We start from the raw sequence: 2,710 nt of genomic DNA on the forward strand, positions 1-2,710 counted from the left end.
GGTAAGATCTACCAAACCAGCATGAAATAAGGCATTTTTTAGAAGGAGATAGGTTGGCAATTGCGGAACCACAGCCCTAACACCTCGATCAGGTTGAAGAGTAGGCTTAACAGAAACGGGAGAAAGAAGAGAAGGCTTTACTAGCTCAGATGGAGAAGATGGAGGATCAACAGGATCAGAAGACGGAGAAGAAGACGAGTCAGATATCAACGATGTAGGAAGTGAATTGGGAGGAGAAGGTGGAGGATCAACAGGATCAGAAGACGGAGAAGAAGGCGAGTCAGATATCAACGATGTAGGAAGTGAATTGGGAGGAGAAGGTGGAGGATCAACAAGATCAGAAGACGGAGAAGAAGGCGAGTCAGATATCAACGATGTAGGAAGTGAATTGGGAGGAGAAGGTGGAGGATCAACAAGATCAGAAGACGGAGAAGAAGGCGAGTCAGATATCAACGATGTAGGAAGTGAATTGGGAGGAGAAGGTGGAGGATCAACAGGAGATGCAAAAGAAGAAGGTGTAACAGATATACCATTATAAGAACCTCTCTTAGAATAAATATAGATCCCTTCGAGACGGAAATCCCAAAAATTCCCCTCACCTTCCACTAATCTTTGTGTAACATCTGCTTCTCCAAAAGGCGAATCTGGACCATAACCACGAAGACGATATTGATAAGGAAAACCATTCACCGTCGTATAATCGTTGACCAGCTTAAAAGAATTTCCCTGTGCTGTTCCTGCAACTTGAATGAGTGAAATGCTTTGATCTTCTCCATCATATACCTCTTTTTTTGAAGCTTTTAGAAAATTTTGCACATGAACAAAAGTCGTTCCAGAGACATCCCCATAGATCAATATGCGATCTGTTTTTTGGGGATCAAACAACCCCTCATCATTCAAAAATGCATTCAACTTAATCTGAGCGTTTCCCTCGGCACTGTATACTTTCTTATCTGTTGAGTCTGAAATGTTATCTCTTGCGTCTCTATCTGTTTTTTTTCCAATGCGCAAGGTTTGATAACCACTATCTTCATCAAAGATCAATGTGCTATTAGAAAGGCTTAGAGAAGAAAGTGATGAAACAGATTCCTGTAAACCGTTGTACTTACTTTTGGTAAGATACCATTTTGAATAACGGGTTAACTCTAAATCAATAACCGATCTATCCTCAACACGCGTACCTCCTTTAAGAAAAGACGCGTTTGCTTTCACCCGTAAAGAAGCATTATTTGCAGCTTTTAACAATAAATCACCAGAGATATTTGTTTTGTCCGATAATTCAAGAGTGCTGCTAATCTCATAGCCGTTATTTCCCTTCGCATAAATCGCAATACTATCTGGAACTGTCATACGTGCCTGTGATAAATAAACGAATGTCTTCCCCGTGACAACTTTTTTGGTTGCTAAATTTTTTTCATCATCTCCTTTCCTCAACATTTTAGCAAACTCTTCTGGAGCTAAAACATTAAAATACAGACCATATGCTCCCTCCCCTTTCACAGAAATATTGTTTTTTTCTATTTTAATATTTGTATTTTTAAAGCCATGTGGGAAAATATATTTGTGAAGTAACCTGCCATTATCATTAACATAACCTGAAAAGTTTTTAATCAAGAATGCATGCATAGAGTTAAGCTGAATAAAACCGTTTTTCAAATGAACATCTCCCCCTTGAAAAACCTCAAAAGCTTTCGGCAATTCCTCCATAGCGCCCGCACCACCTATTTCCGATTCCTCCCTCCTTCCTTGTCCCATAATACCTACATTATCAAGAAAATAGCGCCCCTCAAACTGAGTTGAAAATGAGCCAATCTGGTTAAAATTAACAGTACCGTTTGACATTCTAACCATTGCACCAAAACCACTCATAATACCGATCTCTTTTATATTCAAATTATCGGGCTCAATATTGATATTTACACTCTCTAAAGTAACATCCGTTTCTCTCCCCCATGCATAAATAGCATGTGAAGTTCCCTTAATTTCCCCTAATGTCATGCTAATAACTGCATCTTGAGCACGAAGAGCGGGTATATCCTTAAAATCTGAAGCTGCTAAATTAAGTCTTCCACCATTTCTTGCATACGCACCATAAGCAGATATTTTATCTGGGTTATCGCCATAAACTGTTACCTGAAACGCATCAACAATAGTGCCTGCCTTTTCTACATATATAGCTGCAATAGGCGCAGCGCTAGCAGATGCCTCCTGAGAACTTTTTAAGTAATAAGTTTTATGTGAGAGAAAGTGTATTCTTCTATCATCATAATTATAAAACACCCCTCTTGGATCACTTGAAAATTCCGCAGACTTAACATAAGCAATTTTCCAAAAATAAAGAATAGCTGTTGTAAAAGTGTATAAAAATGTACGTTTACGAACTACATTTACCATAATTTTTCTTTACCCTTGTTTCTTTACAAAGAACATTTTGAATGTACCTGACAAGTTTATTAAAATATAATAACTATAAAAATAAATAATAAATTTAATACTTCATATAATACTCTATACTTATTTATAAATCATTATATAGTTGATGTATAGTTAAAAAAGGTAGCGCAAACCTCCAGAAAAACTTGCTCCTGAAAAACCTGCTTTAGTAAGGCGACGTTGATAGGCAACATCTCCATGCAATACAAATTTCGGAGACAATTGCGCATTAAAACCAAGTCCCACTTCTAGGAAAGAGCCCAACGCACCTAACTGG

Annotated in this window: 2 protein-coding genes; both read right to left on the bottom strand. The window is 37.9% G+C overall.

Going from position 1 to position 2,710, the window contains the following annotated elements:
• Positions 1–2,394, bottom strand: a 2,394-nt coding sequence (locus tag J7R07_RS07895; RefSeq protein WP_208436316.1) for an autotransporter outer membrane beta-barrel domain-containing protein, incomplete at its 3' end; no start/stop codon positions are given.
• 153 nt (positions 2,395–2,547) lie between these two features.
• Positions 2,548–2,710, bottom strand: a 163-nt coding sequence (locus tag J7R07_RS08460; RefSeq protein ID WP_246464880.1) for an autotransporter outer membrane beta-barrel domain-containing protein, incomplete at its 5' end; no start/stop codon positions are given.

Origin of the sequence: Bartonella phoceensis, from assembly GCF_902825145.1 — a bacterium.
GTDB classification, from domain to species: Bacteria; Pseudomonadota; Alphaproteobacteria; order Rhizobiales; family Rhizobiaceae; genus Bartonella; species Bartonella phoceensis.